The organism is Pseudomonas sp. I2 (genome assembly GCF_040984075.1).
Lineage (GTDB): Bacteria > Pseudomonadota > Gammaproteobacteria > Pseudomonadales > Pseudomonadaceae > Aquipseudomonas > Aquipseudomonas guariconensis_B.
The window spans coordinates 1-21,981 of sequence record NZ_JBCGFQ010000033.1 but is presented as its reverse complement, the minus strand read 5'-3'; the positions used below and the strand labels follow the sequence as shown (position 1 = coordinate 21,981).

20 protein-coding genes and 2 tRNA genes are annotated in these 21,981 nt (G+C 63.3%); 16 read left to right on the top strand and 6 right to left on the bottom strand.

What is annotated here, in order from left to right:
* Positions 1–208 precede the first annotated feature (208 nt).
* Both WCE05_RS17380 and WCE05_RS17375 read right to left on the bottom strand, forming a co-directional pair.
* A tRNA-Leu gene (locus tag WCE05_RS17380) sits at positions 209–295 on the bottom strand.
* Positions 296–375: 80 nt separating this feature from the next.
* A tRNA-Leu gene (locus tag WCE05_RS17375) sits at positions 376–462 on the bottom strand.
* Positions 463–478: 16 nt separating this feature from the next.
* Here WCE05_RS17375 and WCE05_RS17370 point away from each other — a divergent pair.
* The 9 genes from WCE05_RS17370 (at position 479) to WCE05_RS17330 (ending at position 10,322) form a co-directional block, all read left to right on the top strand.
* A complete protein-coding gene (locus WCE05_RS17370; RefSeq protein ID WP_225788957.1) occupies positions 479–733 on the top strand; it encodes a hypothetical protein in 255 nt (84 codons plus the stop codon).
* Positions 733–3,297 (top strand): ribonuclease R, encoded by a 2,565-nt coding sequence (rnr, locus tag WCE05_RS17365; protein WP_253081067.1) that lies wholly within the window; start codon positions 733–735, stop codon positions 3,295–3,297. The genes WCE05_RS17370 and rnr overlap by 1 nt, the downstream gene beginning before the upstream one ends.
* Positions 3,294–4,040: a 23S rRNA (guanosine(2251)-2'-O)-methyltransferase RlmB gene (rlmB, locus tag WCE05_RS17360; protein ID WP_253081068.1), complete on the top strand. Its 747-nt coding sequence runs from the start codon at positions 3,294–3,296 to the stop codon at positions 4,038–4,040. Before rnr ends, rlmB begins: the two co-directional genes overlap by 4 nt.
* A gap of 242 nt (positions 4,041–4,282) precedes the next feature.
* Positions 4,283–4,708: a 30S ribosomal protein S6 gene (gene rpsF, locus WCE05_RS17355; protein WP_225788960.1), complete on the top strand. Its 426-nt coding sequence runs from the start codon at positions 4,283–4,285 to the stop codon at positions 4,706–4,708.
* A gap of 29 nt (positions 4,709–4,737) precedes the next feature.
* A complete protein-coding gene (gene rpsR, locus WCE05_RS17350) occupies positions 4,738–4,968 on the top strand; it encodes a 30S ribosomal protein S18 (protein WP_009403887.1) in 231 nt (76 codons plus the stop codon).
* Between the two features lie 33 nt (positions 4,969–5,001).
* The gene (locus tag WCE05_RS17345; RefSeq protein WP_253081069.1) at positions 5,002–5,895 is read left to right on the top strand and encodes a hypothetical protein; all 894 of its coding nucleotides are present in this window, start codon (positions 5,002–5,004) and stop codon (positions 5,893–5,895) included.
* A 20-nt stretch (positions 5,896–5,915) separates the two neighbouring features.
* Positions 5,916–6,362, top strand: coding sequence for a 50S ribosomal protein L9 (rplI, locus tag WCE05_RS17340; protein WP_225788962.1), 447 nt, complete (start codon positions 5,916–5,918; stop codon positions 6,360–6,362).
* Positions 6,363–6,474: 112 nt separating this feature from the next.
* Positions 6,475–7,872, top strand: a complete 1,398-nt coding sequence (gene dnaB, locus WCE05_RS17335) for a replicative DNA helicase (protein ID WP_225788963.1) — start codon at positions 6,475–6,477, stop codon at positions 7,870–7,872.
* Between the two features lie 149 nt (positions 7,873–8,021).
* Complete coding sequence (locus WCE05_RS17330; protein WP_225788964.1) at positions 8,022–10,322, top strand: YgiQ family radical SAM protein; 2,301 nt, start codon at positions 8,022–8,024, stop codon at positions 10,320–10,322.
* A gap of 37 nt (positions 10,323–10,359) precedes the next feature.
* Here WCE05_RS17330 and WCE05_RS17325 read toward each other — a convergent pair whose 3' ends face one another.
* On the bottom strand, positions 10,360–10,947 hold the full coding sequence (locus WCE05_RS17325; protein WP_225788965.1) for a TIGR00730 family Rossman fold protein: 588 nt from the start codon (positions 10,945–10,947) through the stop codon (positions 10,360–10,362).
* A 347-nt stretch (positions 10,948–11,294) separates the two neighbouring features.
* Between WCE05_RS17325 and azu the strand changes: the two genes are divergently transcribed.
* The gene (gene azu / locus WCE05_RS17320; protein ID WP_225788966.1) at positions 11,295–11,744 is read left to right on the top strand and encodes an azurin; all 450 of its coding nucleotides are present in this window, start codon (positions 11,295–11,297) and stop codon (positions 11,742–11,744) included.
* 114 nt (positions 11,745–11,858) lie between these two features.
* Here azu and nadE read toward each other — a convergent pair whose 3' ends face one another.
* Positions 11,859–12,686, bottom strand: a complete 828-nt coding sequence (gene nadE, locus WCE05_RS17315) for an ammonia-dependent NAD(+) synthetase (RefSeq protein WP_225788967.1) — start codon at positions 12,684–12,686, stop codon at positions 11,859–11,861.
* A gap of 3 nt (positions 12,687–12,689) precedes the next feature.
* Entirely contained in the window at positions 12,690–13,895 is a 1,206-nt protein-coding gene (pncB, locus tag WCE05_RS17310; RefSeq protein ID WP_225788968.1) for a nicotinate phosphoribosyltransferase, read from the bottom strand.
* A gap of 516 nt (positions 13,896–14,411) precedes the next feature.
* Between pncB and WCE05_RS17305 the strand changes: the two genes are divergently transcribed.
* The 6 genes from WCE05_RS17305 (at position 14,412) to WCE05_RS17280 (ending at position 20,874) form a co-directional block, all read left to right on the top strand.
* Entirely contained in the window at positions 14,412–15,548 is a 1,137-nt protein-coding gene (locus WCE05_RS17305) for a branched-chain amino acid ABC transporter substrate-binding protein (RefSeq protein WP_225788969.1), read from the top strand.
* A 154-nt stretch (positions 15,549–15,702) separates the two neighbouring features.
* Positions 15,703–16,617 (top strand): branched-chain amino acid ABC transporter permease LivH, encoded by a 915-nt coding sequence (locus tag WCE05_RS17300; protein ID WP_225788970.1) that lies wholly within the window; start codon positions 15,703–15,705, stop codon positions 16,615–16,617.
* A 2-nt stretch (positions 16,618–16,619) separates the two neighbouring features.
* Positions 16,620–17,909 (top strand): high-affinity branched-chain amino acid ABC transporter permease LivM, encoded by a 1,290-nt coding sequence (gene livM / locus WCE05_RS17295; protein ID WP_225788971.1) that lies wholly within the window; start codon positions 16,620–16,622, stop codon positions 17,907–17,909.
* Entirely contained in the window at positions 17,906–18,781 is an 876-nt protein-coding gene (locus tag WCE05_RS17290) for an ABC transporter ATP-binding protein (protein ID WP_225788972.1), read from the top strand. The genes livM and WCE05_RS17290 overlap by 4 nt, the downstream gene beginning before the upstream one ends.
* On the top strand, positions 18,778–19,494 hold the full coding sequence (locus WCE05_RS17285) for an ABC transporter ATP-binding protein (protein WP_225788973.1): 717 nt from the start codon (positions 18,778–18,780) through the stop codon (positions 19,492–19,494). The genes WCE05_RS17290 and WCE05_RS17285 overlap by 4 nt, the downstream gene beginning before the upstream one ends.
* 612 nt (positions 19,495–20,106) lie before the next feature.
* The gene (locus WCE05_RS17280; RefSeq protein ID WP_225788974.1) at positions 20,107–20,874 is read left to right on the top strand and encodes an SDR family oxidoreductase; all 768 of its coding nucleotides are present in this window, start codon (positions 20,107–20,109) and stop codon (positions 20,872–20,874) included.
* A 25-nt stretch (positions 20,875–20,899) separates the two neighbouring features.
* On the opposite strand, the gene WCE05_RS17275 is transcribed toward WCE05_RS17280, so the two are convergent.
* Positions 20,900–21,967, bottom strand: coding sequence for an AGE family epimerase/isomerase (locus WCE05_RS17275; RefSeq protein ID WP_368816232.1), 1,068 nt, complete (start codon positions 21,965–21,967; stop codon positions 20,900–20,902).
* Positions 21,968–21,981: the final 14 nt, after the last annotated feature.

Here is a 21,981-nt window from a genome sequence, read left to right as displayed (position 1 = left end):
CCTCGCTTACGGCTACATATTTGGAAACAATGGTAAACGAAATCGTTTCTCAAGTGGCCGTGTGAGGGAAAATTCATGAGCAGACTATCGAATGAGATGGACTGCGGGGCCGCTAGGAGATCGCCCCGTGGTCTGGACGATCTTTTTCATGGGGCTGATTAAATCGCGGGCAAGAAAAAACCCACTAGCAAGCTAGTGGGTTTTTATATGGTGCCCAGGAGAAGACTCGAACTTCCACGGCCGTTAAGCCACTGATACCTGAAACCAGCGCGTCTACCAATTCCGCCACCTGGGCAAATCTTTTACGTCTACAGCATGCAAGATGCATCACTTGCTGAGTGACAGACAAACCTGTTATCTATCGCTCGAAAATTTTGGTGCCCAGGAGAAGACTCGAACTTCCACGGCCGTTAAGCCACTGATACCTGAAACCAGCGCGTCTACCAATTCCGCCACCTGGGCACATCGTCGAGATCACATGATGCTTTACAACATCGCTTCTCTCAACTACAACGTCGGGGGTGTCCGTCGTCGTGGTGCGCACTATACGGATGCCCCGGTGGGCTGTAAAGCCCCGGATCGAAAAAAATTTCAAAAAATTCAACTTGTTGATTCCGCAGGCCTTCTACCGACCCCCGGGACTCCGACGGGGCTGTCCAAGGCTGACATTTCCGGTTTCAATACGCCTATGCCAAACTTCTTCTCTATATATACCAAGGTGAACCCCTCCTGATGGCCGATTGGCAATCCCTCGACCCCGAGGCCGCCCGTGAAGCGGAAAAATACGAGAATCCCATCCCCAGCCGTGAGCTGATCCTGCAACACCTTGCCGACCGCGGCGAACCGGCTGCGCGCGAGCAGCTGGCGGCGGAGTTCGGCCTCTACGAGGAAGACCAGATCGAAGCCCTGCGCCGTCGCCTGCGGGCGATGGAGCGCGATGGCCAGCTGATCTACACCCGGCGCGGCACCTATGCCCCGGTGGACAAGCTGGACCTGATCTGCGGCCGCATCTCCGGCCACCGCGACGGTTTTGGTTTCCTCATCCCCGATGATGGCAGCGACGACCTGTTCCTCAGCCCGGCGCAGATGCGCCTGGTGTTCGACGGCGACCGCGCCCTGGCCCGGGTTTCCGGCGTCGACCGCCGTGGCCGCCGCGAAGGTGTGCTGGTGGAGGTCATCTCCCGTGCCCACGAGAGCGTGGTCGGCCGCTACTTCGAGGAAGGCGGCATCGGCTACGTCACCCCCGACAACCCGAAGATCCAGCAGGAAGTGCTGGTCACCGCCGGGCGCAACGGTGGCGCCAAGATCGGCCAGTTCGTCGAGATCAAGATCACCCACTGGCCAACCCCGCGCTTCCAGCCCCAGGGCGACGTGGTCGAGGTGATCGGCAACTACATGGCGCCGGGCATGGAGATCGATGTCGCCCTGCGCAGCTACGACATCCCGCATGTCTGGCCCAAGGAGGTGATCAAGGAAGCGCGCAAGTTCCGCTCCGAAGTCGAAGAGAAGGACAAGGAAAAGCGCATCGACCTGCGCCACCTGCCGTTCGTCACCATCGATGGCGAGGACGCCCGCGACTTCGACGACGCCGTCTACTGCGAGCCACTGGGCAAGCTGCGCCTGTTCTCGGGCGGCTGGCGCCTGTACGTGGCGATCGCCGACGTGTCCAGCTACGTACGCCTGGGCTCGGCCCTGGACACCGAGGCGCAGCAGCGCGGCAACTCGGTGTACTTCCCCGAGCGGGTGGTGCCGATGCTGCCGGAGGAGCTGTCCAACGGCCTGTGCTCGCTGAACCCGCACGTCGATCGCCTGGCCATGGTCTGCGAGATGACCATCAACAAGGCCGGCCAGATGGTCGACTACCAGTTCTACGAGGCGGTGATCCACTCCCATGCCCGGCTGACCTACAACAAGGTCAGCAGCATGCTCGAGCACGCCCGCACCCGCGAGGGCAAGGCGCTGCGCGAGGAGTACAGCGCGGTGCTGCCAGACCTCAAGCACCTCTACGCCTTGTACAAGGCGCTGGTGGCGGCCCGTCATACCCGGGGTGCGATCGACTTCGAGACCCAGGAAACCCGCATCATCTTCGGCGAAGAGCGCAAGATCGCGGAAATCCGCCCGACCGTGCGCAACGATGCCCACAAGCTGATCGAGGAATGCATGCTGGCGGCCAACGTGGCCACCGCCGAGTTCCTGCAGAAGCACGGCGTGCCGGCCCTGTACCGGGTGCATGACGGCCCGCCGCCGGAGCGCCTGGAAAAACTGCGCGCCTTCCTTGGCGAACTGGGCCTGTCGTTGCACAAGGGCAAGGAGCCGTCGCCGAAGGACTACCAAGCGCTGCTGGCGAGCATCGCCGAGCGCCCGGACTTCCACCTGATCCAGACCGTCATGCTGCGCTCGCTCAGCCAGGCGGTGTACAGCGTCGAGAACAATGGCCACTTCGGCCTGAACTACGAGGCCTACACCCACTTCACCTCGCCGATTCGCCGCTATCCGGACCTGCTGGTGCACCGCGCCATCCGCAGCGTGATCCGCTCGCGGGTCGACACCCCGCACGTCAAGCGTGCCGGCGCCATGAGCATCCCCAAGGCGCGCATCTACCCGTACGACGAGCATGCCCTGGAGCAGATGGGCGAACAGTGCTCGATGACCGAACGGCGTGCCGACGAAGCCACCCGCGACGTGGTCAACTGGCTCAAGTGCGAGTACATGCGCGACCGCGTCGGCGAGACCTTCCCGGGCGTGATCACCGCGGTGACCGGTTTCGGCCTGTTCGTCGAGCTGACCGACATCTACGTCGAAGGCCTGGTGCATGTCAGCGCCTTGCCGGGTGACTACTACCACTTCGACCCGGTGCACCATCGCTTGTCCGGCGAGCGCAGCGGGCGCAGTTTCCGCTTGGGCGACACGATCGAGGTCAAGGTCATGCGGGTCGACCTGGACGAGCGCAAGATCGACTTCGAACTGTCGGAGAAGGCAGCCACCGCACCGGTCGGGCGCAAGTCGCGCAGCCCTTCGCCCGAGCCTGCGGCAGAGCCGGCGCCTGAGCCCAAGGCCACACCCAAGCCGCGCAGCGGCAAGCGCGAGTCCGCCGAGGCGTACTTCCCCAAGGATGCCGTGCAGCGTAACGCCGAAGTGCGCAAGAGCCGCGAAATGAAGAAGGCGCTGATGAGCGAGGCCCGCCACGGCCAGGCTGGCGCCAAGGCCGAGAAGGGCGCCAAGGCCTCCGGCAAGACCAAGCATCGCAAGGGGCCGTCGAAGTCCGGCGCGCCACGTAAAGGCAAGAACAAGTCATGAGCCAGCTGGAAAAGATCTACGGCGTGCACGCCGTACAGGCGTTGCTGCAGCATCATCCCAAGCGGGTCAAGCAGATCTGGTTGTCCGAGGGGCGTAGCGAGCCACGCATCCAGGCCTTGCTGGCGCTGGCGGCGGAGTACCGCGTGCCGGTCGGCCAGGCCGAGCGGCGCGAGCTCGATGCCTGGGTCGAAGGCGTGCACCAGGGCGTGGTCGCCGAGGTCAGCCCCAGCCAAGTCTGGGGCGAGGCCATGCTCGACGAACTGCTCGAGCGCACCGAGCAGCCGCCGCTGATCCTGGTGCTCGATGGGGTCACCGACCCGCACAACCTCGGCGCCTGCCTGCGCACGGCCGATGCCGCCGGCGCCACGGCGGTGGTGATCCCCAAGGACAAGTCGGCGACCCTCACTGGCGTGGTGCGCAAGGTCGCCTGCGGCGCCGCCGAGGTGATCCCGCTGGTGGCCGTGACCAACCTCGCCCGCACCCTGGAGAAGCTCCAGCAGCGCGGCCTGTGGGTGGTCGGCACCGCCGGCGAGGCTGAGCAGGAGCTGTACCAGCAGGACCTGACCGGGCCGCTGGTCATGGTCATGGGCGCCGAAGGCAAGGGCATGCGCCGGCTGACCCGCGAGCACTGCGACTTTTTGGTCAAGCTGCCGATGGCCGGCAGCGTCAGCAGCCTGAACGTCTCGGTGGCCACCGGGGTGTGCCTGTTCGAGGCTGTCAGGCAGCGCCGCCAGCAGCCTTGAGCTGCGGGCGCCAAGGGGCAGGAGAAAGCAGAACCGTGGTGGATCTGCTTTCAACGTGCCGCTTGCCGCTTGTAACTTGAAGCTTCCGGCGCCTTGCTTGTCCGCCCCGCCTTCTCTACAATTGCGCCCCTTGCCGTGCAGGCAGGCGCGCATGTGCCTTCTTTCCAAGGCAAGACATACAGTGTCATTCACTCCTTGTCTGACCAGATCGCTGGCAGACTACTAACCCGTAAGGAGCATTCATGCGTCATTACGAAATCATCTTCCTGGTCCACCCTGACCAGAGCGAGCAAGTCGGCGGCATGGTCGAGCGTTACACCAAGCTGATCGAAGAAGACGGCGGCAAGATCCACCGCCTGGAAGACTGGGGCCGTCGTCAGCTGGCCTACGCCATCAACAACGTTCACAAGGCTCACTACGTGATGCTGAACGTCGAGTGCACCGGCAAGGCCCTGGCCGAGCTGGAAGACAACTTCCGCTACAACGATGCCGTGATCCGTAACCTGATCATCCGTCGCGACGAAGCCATCACCGGCCCGTCCGAGATGCTGAAGGCCGAAGAGAACCGCAGCGAGCGCCGTGAGCGTCGTGAGCGTCCTGAAGCTGCTGATGGCGCCGAAGGCGACGACAGCAACGACAGCGACAACAGCGATAACGCTGACGAGTAATCCACGGACCTTTTTGAGGAGCCTATTACATGGCACGTTTCTTCCGTCGTCGTAAATTCTGCCGCTTCACTGCCGAAGACGTGAAAGAGATCGACTACAAAGATCTCAACACCCTGAAAGCTTACGTATCCGAAACCGGCAAAATCGTTCCAAGCCGTATCACCGGTACCAAAGCTCGTTATCAGCGTCAGCTGGCTACCGCTATCAAGCGCGCCCGCTTCCTGGCCCTGCTGCCCTACACCGACAGCCACGGCCGCTGAGACCGGGTCGTCGACAAGTAGCAAGGGATAAGCATGCGAGCGTTGGCTGATTTCATCATGCGCGGTCGCGTGCAGGCCTCCATCGTGGTGGCCGGTTGTGCGGCATTGCCGCTGTTGTTCTGGTTGAGTGCCGCTGCCGGGAGCCTGGTGTTCCTGCGGCGCGGTTTCAAGGACGCTTCCTCGGTGATCGTCTGGGGCATCCTGCCGGCATTGGCCTGGTGGATCTTCGGCGAGCCGCGCACCTTGATGGTGCTGCTGGGGACGCTGGGGCTGGCTGCGCTGTTGCGCGCCGGGCATTCCTGGAGCCGGGTGCTGTTGTCCAGCATCGCCTTGGGCCTGTTGTACGGTGTCATCCTGGGTTCGGTGTTCCGCGAACCGATCGAAGCTCTGGCGCGAGCGCTTGAAAAAGCCCTGCCGCAGATGCTCGGCGGTCTCTACCAGCAGTTGTCGGTGGAGGAGCAGGCACACCTCGGGAGCCTCATCGTACCGGTGCTCAACGGCCTGATCGCGGCGTTGCTGCAGGTGGTCAGTGTGCTGGCCCTGATGTTGGGGCGCTACTGGCAGGCCGCGTTGTACAACCCGGGAGGTTTCGGCCGCGAGTTTCAAGCGGTGCGGATTCCCCTGGTGCCGGCACTGGTGCTGCTGGCGTGCATGCTGTTCGGGCCGAACTTCGGTTCTGCCCTGGCATTGCTGACGCCGCTGTGCAGCGTGCCGCTCATGTTCGCGGGGATCGCCCTGCTGCATGGGCTGGTGGCCCAGAAACGCCTGGCCAGGTTCTGGCTGGTGGGGTTGTACGTGACGCTGGTGCTGTTCATGCAGCTGACCTATCCGTTGCTCGTGGTCTTGGCCATTGTCGATAGCCTGATTGATTTTCGCGGTCGCAAGTCCCCTCACCAGGGTGACGATTCCGCGAACGGTGAAGGTTAAAAGTTAAGAGGTTTTACCAAATGGAACTGATCCTGCTGGAAAAAGTCGCCAACCTGGGCAACCTGGGCGACAAAGTAAAAGTAAAAGGTGGTTACGGCCGTAACTTCCTGCTGCCTTTCGGCAAGGCCGTCGTTGCCAACGCCGCCAACCTGGCCGCGTTCGAAGAGCGCCGCGCCGAGCTGGAAAAAGCTGCTGCCGACCGTAAGGCTTCGGCTGAAAGCCGCGCTGCCCAACTGGCCGAGCTGGAAGTGACCATCACTGCCACCGCCGGTGACGAAGGCAAGCTGTTCGGTTCGATCGGCACCCACGACATCGCTGACGCCCTGACCGCCTCCGGCGTCGAAGTGGCCAAGGCTGAAGTTCGTCTGCCGAACGGCACCATCCGTAACGTCGGCGAATACGACGTTGCCGTGCACCTGCACAGCGACGTCGAAGCCACCGTACGCGTGGTTGTCGTCGCAGCCTAAGCTGCAGCGATCGGTTGGCTCCTCGTGGGCCAGCCGGTAACATCGGGCACGGTCCTGCTTCATGCAGGTCGTGCCCTTTGTCTTTTTCATCACCCAGATTTTTCGCGTGGACATGAACGAGATCAGCAACCCCGAGCAACTCGACCTGCAGACCGCCGCCCTCAAGGTGCCGCCGCATTCCATCGAGGCCGAACAGGCCGTGCTCGGTGGCCTGATGCTGGACAACAACGCCTGGGAACGGGTGCTGGACCAGGTCTCGGACGGTGATTTCTATCGGCATGACCATCGCCTGATCTTCCGCGCCATCCACAAGCTGGTGGACCAGAACCAGCCGTTCGACGTGGTGACCCTGCACGAGCAGTTGGACAAGGAAGGCCTGTCGTCCCAGGTCGGTGGCCTGGCCTACCTCGCCGAGCTGGCCAAGAACACCCCGTCGGTGGCCAACATCAAGGCCTATGCGGCGATCATCCGCGAGCGGGCCACGCTGCGCCAGTTGATCAGCATCAGTACCGACATCGCCGACAACGCCTTCAACCCGCAGGGGCGCAACGCCGAGGAAATCCTCGACGATGCCGAGCGGCAGATCTTCCAGATCGCCGAGGCGCGGCCAAAGACCGGCGGCCCGGTGGGCGTCAACGAGCTGCTGACCAAGGCCATCGACCGCATCGACACGCTGTTCAACTCCGACAGCGACATCACCGGCCTGTCCACCGGCTACACCGACCTGGACGAGAAGACCAGCGGCCTGCAGCCGGCCGACCTGATCATCGTTGCCGGTCGTCCGTCGATGGGCAAGACCACCTTCGCCATGAACCTGGTGGAGAACGCCGTGCTGCGCAGCGACAAGGCGGTGCTGGTGTTCTCCCTGGAGATGCCCGGCGAGGCGCTGATCATGCGTATGTTGTCGTCGCTGGGGCGGATCGACCAGACCAAGGTCCGCTCCGGCCAACTGGACGACGACGACTGGCCGAGGCTGACCTCGGCGGTCAACCTGCTCAACGATCGCAAGCTGTTCATCGACGATACCGCCGGCATCAGCCCCTCGGAAATGCGCGCCCGTACCCGTCGCCTGGTGCGTGAGCACGGCGATGTCGCCCTGATCATGGTCGACTACCTGCAGCTGATGCAGATCCCCGGCTCCAGCGGCGACAACCGCACCAACGAGATCTCCGAGATCTCCCGCTCGCTCAAGGCCCTGGCCAAGGAGTTCAACTGCCCGGTGATCGCCCTGTCGCAGCTCAACCGCTCCCTGGAGCAGCGGCCGAACAAGCGCCCGGTGAACTCCGACCTGCGTGAATCCGGGGCGATCGAGCAGGACGCCGACGTGATCATGTTCGTCTACCGTGACGAGGTGTATCACCCGGAGACCGAGCACAAGGGCATCGCCGAGATCATCATCGGCAAGCAGCGTAACGGCCCCATCGGCTTCATCCGCCTGGCGTTCATCGGCAAGTACACCCGCTTCGAGAACCTTGCGCCGGGCATGTACAACTTCGACGACGACGAATAACCGCGGAAGGCCCCCTGGGGAGCGCTTGCCCTGCGGCCCCACAGGGTTCTGTGTCTTTCATGAATCCGACCCCTGTCGTCGGATTTGATCAAAATTTGTGCTATATTCCGCGCCCGCGATTTCCCTGCACACCAGAACCGGTCACTGACATGCAAGCAGCCAAGCCACTCTACGACTATCCCAAGTACTGGGCCGAATGCTTCGGACCAGCGCCGTTCCTGCCCATGAGCAGGGAGGAGATGGATCAGCTCGGCTGGGATTCCTGCGACATCATCATCGTGACCGGTGATGCCTACGTCGACCATCCCTCCTTCGGCATGGCCATCATCGGCCGCCTGCTGGAAGCCCAGGGCTTTCGCGTGGGCATCATCGCCCAGCCGAACTGGCAGTCGAAGGACGACTTCATGAAGCTCGGCGAGCCGAACCTGTTCTTCGGCGTCGCGGCCGGCAACATGGACTCGATGATCAACCGCTACACCGCGGACAAGAAAATCCGCTCCGATGACGCCTACACTCCCGGTGGCATGGCCGGCAAGCGGCCCGATCGCGCCAGCCTGGTGTACAGCCAGCGTTGCAAGGAAGCCTACAAGCACGTGCCGATCGTCCTCGGTGGCATCGAGGCCTCCCTGCGCCGCATCGCCCACTACGACTACTGGCAGGACAAGGTCCGTCATTCGATCCTGGTCGATGCCAGCGCCGACATCCTGCTGTTCGGCAACGCCGAACGCGCGGTGGTCGAGGTGGCCCAGCGCCTGGCCAATGGCGAGAAGATCGAGAGCATCACCGACGTGCGCGGCACGGCGTTCATCCGTCGCGACACGCCCCAGGGCTGGTACGAGATCGATTCGACCCGCATCGATCGCCCTGGCAAGGTCGACAAGATCATCAACCCCTACGTCAACACCCAGGACATGGACGCCTGCGCCATCGAGCAGGCCAAGGGCGAGGTCGAGGACCCGAACGAGGCCAAGGTGGTGCAGATCCTCGACAGCCCGCGCATGACCCGCGACAAGACGGTGATCCGCCTGCCGTCGTTCGAGAAGGTGCGCAACGACCCAGTGCTCTACGCCCATGCCAACCGCGTGCTGCACCTGGAGACCAACCCGGGTAACGCCCGTGCCCTGGTGCAGAAGCATGGCGAGGTGGACGTCTGGTTCAATCCTCCGCCCATTCCCATGAGCACCGAGGAAATGGACTACGTGTTCGACATGCCCTATGCGCGCGTGCCGCACCCGGTGTATGGCAAGGAGCGCATCCCGGCCTACGAGATGATCCGCTTCTCGGTGAACATCATGCGGGGCTGCTTCGGTGGCTGTACCTTCTGCTCGATCACCGAGCACGAGGGGCGGATCATCCAGAACCGCTCCCACGAATCGATCATCCGCGAGATCGAGGAAATGCGCGACAAGGTGCCGGGTTTCACCGGGGTCATCTCCGACCTCGGTGGGCCGACCGCCAACATGTACCGCATCGCCTGCAAGAGCCACGACATCGAGAAGCACTGCCGCAAGCCGTCGTGCGTGTTCCCTGGCATCTGCGAGAACCTCAACACCGACCACAGTTCGCTGATCGAGTTGTACCGCAAGGCTCGTGCCTTGCCGGGGGTGAAGAAGATCCTGATCGCCTCGGGCCTGCGCTACGACCTGGCCGTGGAATCGCCGGAGTACGTCAAGGAACTGGTGACCCACCACGTCGGCGGCTACCTCAAGATCGCCCCGGAGCACACCGAACGTGGCCCGCTGGACAAGATGATGAAGCCGGGCATCGGTACCTACGACCGCTTCAAGCGCATGTTCGAGAAGTTCTCCAAAGAGGCGGGCAAGGAGCAGTACCTGATCCCGTACTTCATCGCTGCGCACCCGGGCACCACCGACGAGGACATGATGAACCTCGCCCTGTGGCTGAAGAACAACGGCTTCCGCGCCGACCAGGTGCAGGCGTTCTATCCCTCGCCGATGGCCTCGGCCACGGCCATGTACCACTCGGGCAAGAACCCGCTGCGCAAGGTCACCTACAAGAGCGAAGGGGTGGACATCGTCAAGAGCGAGGAGCAGCGCCGGTTGCACAAGGCGTTTTTGCGCTACCACGATCCGAAGAACTGGCCGCTGCTGCGCGAGGCCCTGCAGCGCATGGGCCGTGCCGACCTGATCGGGCCTGGCAAGCACCAGTTGATCCCGCTGCACCAGCCGCAGACCGACCACTACCAGAGTGCCCGGCGCAAGAATTCGACGCCGGCGGGTAGCCACAAGGTGGGCAAGGAGCAGAAGATCCTGACCCAGCACACCGGCCTGCCTCCGCGCGCCAGCGATGGCAGCAAGCCGTGGGACAAGCGTGAGAAGGCCAAGGCCGAGGCGTTCGCCCGCAACCAGCAGGCGGCCAAGGAGCGCAAGGAAGCGGCCAAGGGCGGCAAGGGCAAGAAGAAGCCGCGCCAGCCAGTCATTCCGCGCTGAAGGGGGGCATGTGGGGCTGCGAAGCAGCCCCCGGGTATCAGTCAGGCTTGCGGTCGACCCATTTCGGCAACACCGGCGCCTCGAACGCTTCCATCCCGTCCAGCAGCTCATCCGGCTGCTTGCCGAGCAACAGCATCGCCCGGTGCTGCGGTCGCACGAAGCCTTCCTCGACGATATGGTCGAGGAACCCACCAAGCTTTTCATAGAAGCCATTGACGTCCAGCAGCCCCAGCGGCTTGGCGTGATAGCCCAACTGCCCCCAGGTCCACACCTCGAACAGCTCCTCCAGCGTGCCCAGGCCACCGGGCAGGGCGATGAAGGCATCGCTGAGCTCTGCCATGCGCGCCTTGCGGGCATGCATGCCGTCGACCACCTCCAGGCGGGTCAGGCCGGTGTGGCCGATCTCGGCATTCATCAGGCTCTGCGGGATGATGCCGATGACCTCGCCACCAGCGGCCATGGCCGCGTCGGCCACGGTGCCCATCAGGCCGACCGCGCCGCCGCCGTAGACCAGGGTCAGGCCACGGCGGGCGATGGCCTGGCCGAGTGCGATGGCCGCCTCGCGATAGGCTGGGTTGGCGCCGATGCTGGCACCGCAGAAGACACAAACGGAACGTACAGGCATTGCTTATCTCCAGTTACATGCGTAAACAGGGTAAGGCGCATGCCTGCCGCTTCCAAGGCCAGTTTCACTCCGGGCGCGAGAATTCGTGGACGGCACCGCTCGCACCATGGGCGTAGGCGGCCAACAGACTGTTCATCAAGCTACCGAGGGACATGTTCATTGCTCCTTAATGAGAGGTTGTCTCATCGTCCGCTAAGAAGGCATGATGTGCACTTAGATTGGTTGTATACAATCCATTGAACAAATCAACTGGCTGACCACTTGACGCCCCTTGACGCACATCAGGAAGGGGCATGGCGGTTTCAGGCAGTCTCGCAATTGATAAAACCCTGCCAAGGAGATTCACGATGTTTGCGAAAGCTGTAGCGGTATCCCTGCTGACCCTCGCCAGCGCCTCTGTCTTCGCAGCCGAGTGTTCGGTGACTGTCGACTCGACCGACCAGATGTCTTACAACACCAAGGAATTCACCGTCGACAAGAGCTGCAAGGAGTTCACCGTCAAGCTGACCCACTCCGGCAACCTGCCGAAGAACGTCATGGGCCACAACCTGGTGATCAGCAAGACCGCCGACATGCAGGGCATTGCCACCGAAGGCATGACCCAGGGCATCGACAAGGGCTACCTGAAGGAAGACAACGCCGCGATCATCGCCCACACCGCGATGATCGGTGCGCCAGAGAAGGAAACCGAGGTGAAGTTCGACACCTCCAAGCTGGAAGCGGGCGGTGACTACAGCTTCTTCTGCACCTTCCCGGGCCATATCTCGATGATGAAGGGCAAGGTTATCGTCAAGTAAGTAAAGCCATGTAGGGCTTACTGGCCTCTTCGCGGGCAAGCACGCTCCCACAGGTTGACCACTGGTCTCGAGGACAGTGATGACCCTGTGGAGCGGGCTTGCCCGCGAAGCTTTTCAGGGGGCGAACGGCAGCTCGCGCTTGTGCTGGGTCTTGCGGTAGGTGGCGACGATGATGTCGAACGCCTCCTGGCTGACCGGCTCGCCATGCAGGAAGGCATCGATCTGCTGGTAGGTCACGCCATGGGATGCTTCGTCCGGCTTGCCCGGCGCCAGGTCTTCCAGGTCCGCCGTCGGCACCTTTTCCACCAGCGACTCCGGTGCGCCGAAGCTACGGGCGATGGCGCGCACCTGGTTTTTCACCAGGCCGCTCAGCGGCGCCAGGTCGCAGGCTCCGTCACCGAACTTGGTGAAGAAGCCCATCACCGCCTCGGCGGCATGGTCGGTGCCGATCACCAGGCCCTGGCGGGCGCCGGCGATGCTGTATTGGGCAACCATGCGCATGCGCGCCTTGACGTTGCCGACGACGAAGTCGACCAAGGTCGGCGAACCGCCTTCCAGGGCCTTCACCTCTCCCGCCAGGGCGCGCACAGCCGGCGCGATGTCGACGGTATGGACTTCGTCGGCCTTGATGACATCCAGGCAGGCCTGGGCGTCGTGCTCGTCGTGCTGCACCTGGTAGGGCAGGCGCACGGCGATGAAGCGGTAGCCGTCATCGCCGGTCTCGGCGCGCAATTCGTTGACGGCGCGCTGGGCGAGCAGGGCGGCGGTCAGCGAGTCGACTCCGCCACTGATACCCAGGACCAGGGTCTTGAGCCGGGCATTGGCCAGGCAGTCCTTGATGAAGGCCACGCGCCGGGCGACTTCGGCCTCGAGCGCCGCGGCGTCGGCGAACGGCGGCTGCACCTTGAGCGCTTGCGCAATCTCTCGCTGGACGGCTTGCATGGGTTACTCCTTGCTGGGGACTTTGAATACGTGACGCAAGTAGGCGACGAAATTCTCGTCGCGGCATTGGGTCTTGGCGGCCTCGTCGGAGATCTTCGCCACCGGCGAGCCATTGCAGTCGGTCATTTTAAGCACGATGCTCATCGGTGCCACACCGGGGATATCGCAGGTCAGGTTGGTGCCGATGCCGAAGCTGACGTTGATGCGACCGCGCAGGGCACGGAAGATTTCCAGCGAACGGGTGAGGTTGAGGCCGTCGGAAAACACCAGTGTCTTGGTCATGGGGTCGATACCCAGTCTCTGGTAGTGGGCGATGGCCTTCTCGGCCCAGGCCACCGGCTCGCCCGAGTCGTGGCGCAGGCCATCGAACAGCTTGGCGAAGTACAGGTCGAAATCGCCCAGGAACGCATCCATGGTGATGCAGTCGGTCAGGGCGATGCCCAGTAGCCCGCGGTACTCGCGGACCCAGCAGTCCAGGGCGGCGATCTGGCTGTCGATCAGCCGCGGGCCGAGCTGCTGGTGGGCCATGATCCATTCATGAGCCATGGTGCCCAGTGGCTTGATATCCAGTTTCCATGCCAGGTCGACATTGCTGGTGCCGACGAAGCGCGCCGGGAAGTCGTCGCGCAGGACCCGCACCACCTCCTCCTGGACCCGGCTGGAGAAGCGCCGGCGTGTGCCGAAGTCGGCGACTTGCAGTTCGGCCAGCTCGTCGTCGCTGGCGTGGGCGCGCAGCCAGTCGAACTTGCGGTACAACTGGTCACGGGCCTCGGCCAGGCGCATGCGCGGATGCAGGTGGCGGTTGCGCACCTCGCTGATGATCGCCAGCAACGGCACCTCGAACAGGATCACATGCAGCCAGGGGCCGCGCAGGCGCAGGCACAACTGGTCGTTCTCGATCCCCAGGTGCAGGTAGCGCAGGTTGAAGCGGAACAGGCCGAGAAAGCGCAGGAAGTCTGGCTTGAGGAAGCTGATGCGTTCGAGAAAGGCCAGTTGGCCGTCGTCCAGGGTCAGCTCGCCGAGCCGTTCGACCTGGGTGCGGATCTCGTCCAGGTAAGGGCGCAGGTCCTCGCCGTTGCGGCAGCGAAACTCCCATTCCACGTCGGCGTCCGGGTAGTTGTGCAGCACCGCCTGCATCATCGTCAGCTTGTAGAAGTCGGTGTCGAGCAGGTTATGCACGATGCGCTCGGCGAATGCGCTCACGCTCATGGGCAGGCTCCAGGTCGGTGGCGCTCGCTGGAACGGCGCAAGCGCGGGGTTGGCAGCCATTGTGCCAGCCTTTTGCGTGGAGCGTGCAGATGAGCCCTTTGCGCTGGCTGGGCTGGCCCATTCGCGGGCAGGCCCGCTCCCACATACCCGTTGCGCGACAGCGCAGCCCAGGTCGTTTCGCCATGCACCAGCTAGGCTCTAAACGGTGCCGCCTGTAGCAGTTGCGCACCAGTTGTGTGCAGTTCGGTGACGTCGGCTGTTACAGGTTGGTTGCACGTTAACACTTGCCAGGGTTGCAATGATGGCACTCGATGGTTGCTCCTTTCCTCCTTGCTGGGTGGCGCCTGCTGTGTGGCAGACGGTTGCACGCTCAATAAAGAAAAGGCCGTCGGTCGCCTTTTGCCTGCCTTTCCCTGGCGTTTTCCTACAAGACAAAACCAATGGCACGGCCCTTGCTCGGAGCACAGGGCTGAGAAGTTGTAGTGCCAATCAAAAAAACTCTAGGAGCACCACCTCATGTCGCAGACGTTTTACAAGAAAGGTTTCCTGGCTCTGGCCGTAGCTTCGGCACTGGGTGTTTCTGCGTATGTTCAGGCCGACGTCAAGATCGGCGTCGCAGGCCCCATGACCGGGGCCAACGCAGCGTTTGGCGAGCAATACATGAAAGGTGCCCAGGCGGCGGCCGACAAGATCAACGCCGCCGGTGGGGTCAACGGCGAGAAAATCGTCCTGGTGAGGGGGGACGATGCCTGTGAGCCGAAGCAGGCCGTGGCGGTGGCCAACCGCTTGGTCGATCAGGAGAAGGTCGTCGGGGTGATCGGCCACTTCTGTTCCTCGTCCACCATCCCGGCCTCGGAGGTCTACGATGAAGCCGGCATCATCGCCGTCACCCCCGGCTCCACCAACCCGCAGGTGACCGAGCGCGGCCTGTCGGCGATGTTCCGCATGTGCGGCCGCGACGACCAGCAGGGCATTGTCGCCGGCGACTACATCGTCGACGTGCTCAAGGGCAAGAAGGTCGTCGTGCTGCACGACAAGGACACCTACGGCCAGGGCCTTGCCGACGCGACCAAGGCCCAGCTGGAGAAACGCGGCGTCAAGCCGGTGCTGTATGAAGGCCTGACCCGTGGCGAGAAAGACTTCAGCGCCGTGGTCACCAAGATCCGCGCTGCCGGTGCCGATGTCGTCTACTTCGGTGGCCTGCACCCGGAAGCCGGCCCGCTGGTGCGCCAGCTGCGCGAGCAGGGCCTGAAGGACATTCCGTTCATGTCCGACGATGGCATCGTCACCGACGAACTGGTGGCCACTGCCGGCGGCCCACAATACACCAACGGTGTGTACATGACCTTCGGCGCCGACCCACGCCTGCTGCCGGACAGCAAGGCGGTGGTCGACGAGTTCCGCAAGGGCGGCACCGAGCCTGAGGGCTACACCCTGTATGCCTACGCTTCCCTGCAGGTGCTGGCTGCAGCCTTCAACGGCGCCAAGTCGAACAATGGCGAGGATGCCGCCAAGTGGCTCAAGGCCAACTCGGTCAAGACCGTCATGGGCGAGAAGAAATTCGATAGCAAGGGCGACCTGACCGTCTCCGACTACGTGGTCTACCAGTGGGATGCCAACGGCAAGTACCACCAACTGGAAAAACAAAAATAACAAAGGCACAAGCCCGGGCAGGTGCCCGGGCCGCTGCCCCTGCGGTACCCGTTCCTACTCGTAGATCTGCACCAGTTCTGCGCTGCGAGGGCCGCGTCATTCCAGGCCCGCCGTGGTCAGCGCTCGTGCAATCTCAATCAGGTGAGATTGCGTTATGGATGGTATTTTCCTGCAGCAACTGATCAATGGGCTGACCCTCGGGTCGGTCTATGGTCTGATCGCCATCGGCTACACAATGGTCTATGGCATCATCGGCATGATCAACTTCGCGCACGGCGAGGTGTATATGATCTCCGCGTACCTCGCGGCGATCAGCCTGGCATTGCTGGCTTATTTCGGTATCGAGTCGTTTCCGCTGCTGATGCTGGGAACCTTGTTGTTCACCATCGTCATCACCGGCGTCTATGGCTTCACCATCGAACGCATCGCCTACAAGCCCCTGCGTAACTCCACCCGCCTGGCGCCGCTGATCAGCGCCATCGGCATCTCGCTGATCTTGCAGAACTACGCGCAGATCAGCCAGGGCGCCCGCCAGCAAGGCGTGCCGACCCTGCTCGAAGGCGCCTGGCGCGTCGAGGTGGGCACAGGCTTCGTGCAACTGACCTACACCAAGATTTTCATCCTGGTCGCGGCCTTCGTCGGCATGGCCCTGCTCACCTACGTGATCAAGTACACCAAGCTCGGACGCATGTGCCGTGCCACCCAGCAGGACCGCAAGATGGCCTCGATCCTGGGGATCAACACCGACCGGGTGATCTCCTACGTGTTCGTCATCGGCGCGGTGATGGCCGCCCTGGCTGGCGTGCTGATCACCATGAACTACGGCACTTTCGACTTCTATGCCGGCTTCATCATCGGTATCAAGGCGTTCACCGCCGCGGTGCTCGGCGGTATCGGCTCGCTCCCTGGCGCCATGCTGGGCGGGATCGTCCTGGGGATTTCCGAGTCGCTGTTCTCCGGTTTGATCAACTCCGACTACAAGGATGTGTTCAGCTTCTCGCTGCTGGTGCTGATCCTGATCTTCCGTCCCCAAGGCCTGCTGGGTCGCCCGCTCGTGGCTAAGGTGTGAACATGTCCGCTGCCAATATTGCTTCTTCCGGTTTCGACATCAAACGCAGCCTGCTGGAAACCGTCGTCGCGGGCTTGCTGGCCCTGATCGTGTTCGGCCCCGTGGTCGGGGTGGTGCTCGATGGCTACAGCTTCAATGCCGAACCCACCCGTGTGGCCTGGCTGGTCGGCGGGGTGATGGTGGGGCGCTTCTTGCTCAGCCTGTTCTTCCAGAGCGGCACTGGCCGGCACATCCTGCACGGCTTCGAGAGTGGCGGTTCGGGCGTGCACGTGCGGGCGCCGGACTACAAGTCGCGACTGCGTTACATCATCCCCCTGCTGATCGTGGTCGCCATCGTCTTCCCGGTTTTCGCCAACAAGTACCTGCTGACCGTGGTCATCCTCGGCCTGATCTACGTGCTGCTGGGCTTGGGCCTGAACATCGTGGTCGGCCTGGCCGGGCTGCTCGACCTGGGCTACGTGGCCTTCTACGCCATCGGCGCCTACGGCCTGGCGCTGGGCTACCAGTACCTGGGGCTCGGCTTCTGGAGCGTGCTGCCGCTGGCGGCGATCGCGGCGGCGCTGGCGGGGTGCATCCTCGGGTTCCCGGTGTTGCGCATGCACGGCGACTACCTGGCCATCGTGACCTTGGGCTTCGGCGAGATCATCCGCCTGGTGCTGAACAACTGGCTGTCGTTCACCGGCGGCCCCAACGGCATGCCGGCGCCATCGCCGACCTTCCTGGGCCTGGAGTTCGGCCGTCGGGCCAAGGATGGCGGGGTGCCGTTCCATGAGTTCTTCGGCATCGACTACAACCCCAACCTGAAATTCCTGTTCATCTACGTCGTGCTGTTCCTGGTGGTGCTGGCGGTGCTGTACATCAAGCACCGGCTGACCCGCATGCCGGTGGGGCGCGCCTGGGAAGCCCTGCGCGAGGACGAGATCGCCTGCCGTTCCATGGGCCTGAACCATGTGCTGGTCAAGCTCTCGGCCTTCACCATCGGTGCTTCCACCGCAGGCCTGGCCGGGGTGTTCTTCGCCACGTACCAGGGCTTCGTCAACCCGTCGTCGTTCACCTTCTTCGAGTCGGCGCTGATCCTGGCCATCGTCGTACTCGGCGGCATGGGCTCGACCGTGGGCGTGGTGATCGCGGCGTTCGTGCTGACCGTGGCGCCGGAGCTGCTGCGCAGCTTCTCCGAGTACCGGGTGCTGCTGTTCGGCGTGCTGATGGTGCTGATGATGATCTGGCGACCGCGTGGGCTGATCCGCATCAGCCGCACCGGTGTGGTCCCGCGTAAAGGAGTGGCGCCATGAACGACGAAGTCATTCTCTCGGTCGACAACCTGATGATGCAGTTCGGCGGCATCAAGGCGCTCAGCGATGTCAGCCTCAAGGTCCGGCGCAACCAGATCTTTGCCCTGATCGGCCCCAACGGTGCCGGCAAGACCACGGTGTTCAACTGCTTGACCGGCTTCTACAAGGCCAGTGGCGGGCGCATCGAGCTGAATGTGCGCGGTACCCGTACCGACGTCATCCAGTTGCTCGGCGAGCGCTTCCAGGTGGCGGACTTCGTGTCGCCGGCGCGTTTCGCCAACCGCTTGTACTACAAGATGTTCGGCGGTACTCACCTGGTCAACCGCGCGGGGCTGGCACGCACCTTCCAGAACATCCGCCTGTTCAAGGAAATGTCGGTGGTGGAGAACCTGCTGGTGGCCCAGCACATGTGGGTCAACCGCAACCTGCTGGCCGGCGTGCTCAACACCAAGGCCTACCGCAAGGCCGAGAGCGATGCCCTGGACCACGCGTTCTACTGGCTGGAGGTGGTGGACCTGGTCGACTGCGCCAACCGCCTGGCCGGCGAACTCTCCTACGGCCAGCAGCGCCGCCTGGAGATCGCCAGGGCCATGTGCACGCGGCCGAAGATCATCTGCCTGGACGAGCCGGCCGCCGGCCTCAACCCCCAGGAAACCGAGGCCCTGAGCCGCATGATCCGCGTGCTGCGCGACGAGCACGACATCACCGTGGTGCTGATCGAGCACGACATGGGCATGGTCATGAGCATCTCCGACCATATCGTCGTGCTCGACCACGGCAAGCTGATCGCCGAGGGCGCGCCACAGGAGATCCGCAACAACCCGACGGTGATCGCCGCCTACCTGGGTGCCGACGAAGAGGAACTGGTATGAGTGCACCCATTCTCGAACTGAAGGACCTGGACGTGTTCTACGGGCCGATCCAGGCATTGAAGAAAGTCAGCCTGCACATCAACGAAGGCGAGACGGTGAGCCTGATCGGCGCCAACGGCGCCGGCAAGTCGACCCTGCTGATGTCGATCTTCGGCCAGCCACGCGCGGCGTCCGGGCAGATCGTCTATCGCGGCACCGACATCACCCGCAAGTCGTCGCACTTCATCGCCTCCAACGGCATCGCCCAGTCGCCGGAAGGGCGCCGGGTGTTCCCCGACATGACCGTCGAGGAAAACCTGATGATGGGCACCATCCCTATCGGCGACAAGCACGCCGACGAGGACATGCAGCGCATGTACGAGCTGTTCCCGAGGCTCAAGGAGCGGCGTAACCAGCGTGCCATGACCATGTCCGGCGGCGAGCAGCAGATGCTCGCCATCGCCCGTGCGCTGATGAGCCGGCCCAAGCTGCTGCTGCTCGACGAGCCCTCGCTGGGGCTGGCGCCGATCGTGGTCAAGCAGATCTTCGCCACCCTGCGCGAACTGGCCAAGACCGGTATGACCATCTTCCTGGTGGAGCAGAACGCCAACCATGCGCTGAAGCTGTCCGACCGGGCCTACGTGATGGTCAACGGGCAGATCCGCATGACCGGGACGGGGCATGAACTGCTGGTCAACGAGGAGGTGCGTAACGCCTATCTGGGCGGGCATTGATTGCGTTCGATACGGGGGCCGCTTCGCGCCCCCCGGCTGCTCATGGCCATGTGGACAACTTGTCGCACAACTCACACGAAGCACACTAGGATCGCCTCGCAAGTCATTGTTTCCACAGGCCCGAATTTTCCACGGAAAATGTGGAACCGGCTGTGGAAAACATGGTGGCATATCGCTCTAGCCCTTGATATACCTGCCCTGTAGCCTGCTGCTCATCTTTTGATCAAAGTTCCCATGTGGATGATTTCACTGCGTTTTCCGGATCGCGCGCACGTATTTCCAGCGCCGTCGATTCCTGTGGATAACTCTGTGTGAAAGCCTTGGACAGACCGCTGCAGGCGGCATCCTTGAAAGCGTTGCGCCATCACTCGACCATCGTTGCCCCAGCGCTCCGATGAAAAAGGGTTCCAGCGACCCGACGAGTTGCCCCCAATCCGTGGGGAAAGCCCTGTGGATAAGATGCGTATAGCACGCGCCAGCCCCTCTACCACAAGGGTTCCGCCATGCTGTTCATTTATTGGGCAGTACCATCGACGACTTGCTGGCAACGCCGGTGGCGGGCATGCTTCAAGACCTGCCGAGGCAATCCACAGCACAGCGAAGGAGAACAGCATGACGTCCACCGTATTCATCACTGGCGCGACTTCCGGGTTCGGCGAGGCCGCCGCCCGCCGTTTCGCCGAGGCGGGCTGGAAGCTGGTGCTCACCGGCCGGCGCAAGGAGCGCCTGGACGCCCTGTGCGCCGAGCTGTCGGCCAAGACCGAGGTGCATGGCCTGGTGGTCGATGTGCGCGACCGCAAGGCCATGGAGCAGGCCATCGCCAACCTGCCGCCGGCCTTCGACACGCTGCGCGGCCTGGTCAACAACGCCGGCCTCGCCCTGGGCGCGGAACCGGCGCAGAACTGCGACCTGGACGATTGGGAAACCATGGTCGACACCAACATCAAGGGCCTGATGTACACCACCCGCCTGCTGCTGCCACGGCTGATCGCCCATGGCCGTGGCGCGACCATCCTCAATGTCGGTTCGGTGGCGGGCATCTACCCCTATCCGGGCAGCCATGTGTACGGCGGCACCAAGGCCTTCGTCGGCCAGTTCTCCCTGAGCCTGCGTTGCGACCTGCGCGGCACGGGCGTACGGGTCAGCAATATCGAGCCTGGGATGTGCGAGAGCGAGTTCTCCCTGGTGCGCTTCGGCGGCGACCAGGCGCGCTACGACGCGACCTATGCCGGTATCGAGCCGATCCAGCCGCAGGATATCGCCGAGACCATCTTCTGGATCCTCAACCAGCCGGCGCATATCAACATCAACAGCCTCGAGCTGATGCCGGTGAGCCAGGATTGGGCGGGGTTTGCGATCGATCGGTCGGCCAAGGGGTGAATTCAGGGGGCGCGTCGCGAATGCTTCAGCCCAGCTGCCGCAAGCCTTCCAGGCAGGTCGCCAGGTGATAGGGCGTGGTCGACGGCATGTCATGCCGGCTGACCGCGCCGTTGCCATCGCGGCACTCGTGCCAGCCGCCTGGATGCAGGAAGCGCGTTTCCAGCGCCTGCAACTGGCGTAGCAACCTTTCCTCGCTACCCGGCCGCAGCGCCAGTGCCCGCAAGTACTCGGCCTGGGCCCAGATGCGCTGGGTCGGATCGGTCACATTGCCCTGCACATCCAGCATCGCCAGCACCGCCGAATCCGTCACGCCCTGTTGTTCGGCGTATGCGAAGGCGCGGGCAAGGGAGCCGTGCAACGGGCCGCCACGCAGCAGTGGCGAGGTATCGAGCAGGTAGAACCACTCGAATTGATGCCCAGGCTCGAACCAGTTATCCACAGCACCGCGGGGTTTCTCCAGCATCAGGCCGTGGGCCGGGTCGATGAAATGCACCTGCAGGGCTTCGCACAGCTGCAACAGCGCCTGTCGTACCTGCTCGTCCTCGCGTACTGCCAGCGTTTGCAGGAAGGCTTCGGCCAGATGCATCTGCGGGTTCTGCAAAGGGCCGCTGCCCAGTGCCGACCAGTCTTCGTCCAGGTTTGCCTCGTACAACCCATCATCCCGGGCGAAACGCTCGGCGACGATGCTCAGCGCCGCATTCAGCTTGGCCTCGACCAGTGGCTCGCGCACCTTGCCCCAGTAATGGGCGCAGGCGAAGACGATGAAGGCATGGGTGTAGAGGTCCTTGCGCCGGTCGAGGGGCCGGCCTTCGGCATCGATGCTGTAGAACCAGCCGCCGTGCTCGGCATCATGGAAATGCCGTTGCAGCGAGCGGAACAGCGCTGCGGCCCGCTCGGCCGCGCCCGGCTGCTCGATGCGACTGCTGAACAGGTACAGTTGGCGGGCGCAGGCCATGGCCCGGTAGCGCTGCACTGGCAGTGGCCGGTGCTGACCGTCGAGCGCCTCATAGGGCAGGGCCATCTCGGCATTCCAGCCAGGGCCTTGCCACAAGGGCACGATACGCTCGGCGAAATGCTGGCGGAAACGGGCCACGTAGGGGCGTAGCT